Annotated in this window: 3 protein-coding genes and 1 pseudogene; 2 read left to right on the top strand and 2 right to left on the bottom strand. The window is 65.9% G+C overall.

The genetic code is table 11. The features are described from left to right. Window positions 1-251 precede the first annotated feature (251 nt). Both I6U14_RS00770 and I6U14_RS00775 read left to right on the top strand, forming a co-directional pair. Window positions 252-446, top strand: a pseudogene (locus I6U14_RS00770) (transposase); the annotation flags it as partial. Window positions 447-454: 8 nt separating this feature from the next. Next, window positions 455-1,060 carry an IS5 family transposase gene (locus I6U14_RS00775; protein WP_296896074.1) on the top strand — a complete coding sequence of 202 codons (606 nt, stop codon included), beginning with the start codon at window positions 455-457 and terminating at the stop codon, window positions 1,058-1,060. Here the strand turns inward: I6U14_RS00775 and I6U14_RS00780 are convergent. Together I6U14_RS00780 and I6U14_RS00785 are read right to left on the bottom strand one after the other, a co-directional pair. Then, window positions 1,057-1,185 carry a hypothetical protein gene (locus I6U14_RS00780; RefSeq protein ID WP_296896076.1) on the bottom strand — a complete coding sequence of 43 codons (129 nt, stop codon included), beginning with the start codon at window positions 1,183-1,185 and terminating at the stop codon, window positions 1,057-1,059. The genes I6U14_RS00775 and I6U14_RS00780 overlap by 4 nt on opposite strands. A 1-nt stretch (window position 1,186) precedes the next feature. Continuing rightward, window positions 1,187-1,725 (bottom strand): c-type cytochrome (locus tag I6U14_RS00785; RefSeq protein WP_296896078.1); only part of this gene is annotated, 539 nt, incomplete at its 5' end.

Here is a 1,725-nt window from a genome sequence, read left to right on the forward strand (position 1 = left end):
GGTAGATCTGCGCGACCTTGGTCCGCCGCATGGAATGGGTGCCGTAGGCGCTCGGCTCAAGGCCGATCGAACTCACCCAGTCGCGCACGAGCCGGGCGTACTGACGTGTCGAAATGTGAAGCCGCTCATGGAAGCGCCCGGGCCAGAGGTGCTCCGAACCGATCATCGCCGGATCGTCTAGGCCGCGCACTCATAAAGCGGTAGCGCGTTCTTTGGATTGCTGATTCACTTCTCGAAAAGGGGAGAGCAGCATGGCGCAACGTCGCTACGAACTGACGGATTTCGAGTGGTCGATCATCGAGCCGCTTCTACCCAACAAGCCGCGCGGTGTGCCTCGGGTGGACGACCGGCGGGTGCTGAACGGCATCTACTGGCGGCTCAGGACCGGGTCGCCCTGGGCCGACATTCCCGAGCGCTACGGCCCCTATACGACCTGCTACAATCGCTTCGTCCGGTGGGCGAAGTTGGGCGTCTGGGACAGGATATTCGACGCAGTATCAGCTGCTTACGAAGGGTTCGAGCAATCCGTGGACAGCTCGTCCATCCGGGTTCACCAGCACGGGGCCAACGCAAAAAGGGGGGCGGGAAGGCCACCACCGCCGCCGGTTTGGCTGACCTTCGAGCCCGCTGCATGGGGCGCTCGCGGGGCGGGCTGACGACGAAGATCCACGCGGTAACCGACGCGCGAGGATTGCCGATCACGCTGAAGCTGACCCCCGGGCAGGCCCATGACGGGCGCTCGGCCGACGACATGCTCGACACCGTCGAGCCGGGCCAGACGCTGCTCGCCGATGCTGCCTATGACAGCAACCGTCTGCGCGAGCACCTTGCTGGGATCGGAGCCAAGGCCGTCATCCGCGCGATCTCGCGCCGATCCGCGCCCCCGCCGCTGGATCGCGAGGCCTATCGCCGGCGGAACCGGATCGAGCGGTTCTTCTCGAAACTCAAGCATTACAGGGCCATAGCCACGCGCTACGAAAAGCACGACGCCAACTTCCTCGCCCTCGTCAAACTCGCCGCAACCCGCATCTGGTTGCGCGCTTATGAGTCGGTGACCTAGTCCAGCCGCACGGAGGAGGGGGAACTGCCGCGCTCCTCGGCCGTGAAGCCGATGCGATCGAGGGCGATGTCGGCACCGATCGCGATCACGAACATGGCCACGAAGGCCGTCAGCATGGCGCGCATTCTAGTCTCCTTCATCGGGAATGGTCGCGTCGCGCAGATAGTCGATCAGGTCTCTCCTGTCGCGTGCCGCCGCGATGCGTTGCATGGGCATCTTGCTGCCCGGGATGAAATTGTCCGGGCCTTCGGCGAACAGCGCGTCCACGGTCTCCGGCGTCCAGACCAGATCGGCGTGGCGCAGCGTGTCGGAATAGCGGTAATCGGCGACCGTGCCCGCCGCGCGCCCGAAAAGCCCCTCGAGCGAAGGCCCGGCGCGCCGCGCGCTGTCGCCCGTGAGCGTATGGCAGATGGAGCACTTGCGCGCGAATTGCCGCTCGCCGTTGGACATCTCGGCCGGGTCGCGCAGGAATGCCGGCGCCGCATCGGACATGGGGCCGTGGGCGTCCATCGCATCGCGTGGCCAGGAATAGACAACGCTTTCGAGACCCGCGGCGAGGACGTTGTCGCCGCCCGGGCTGAAGCCGAGCGCCCAGACCGGTCCTAGACGCGTGGCGCGGAAGTCCCGTGCGATCGACCATTGGGCGGTGTCGACCAGCATGATGT

The sequence above is a fragment of the Thiohalocapsa sp. genome, assembly GCF_019695415.1.
Taxonomy (GTDB): Bacteria; Pseudomonadota; Gammaproteobacteria; order Chromatiales; family Chromatiaceae; genus Thiohalocapsa.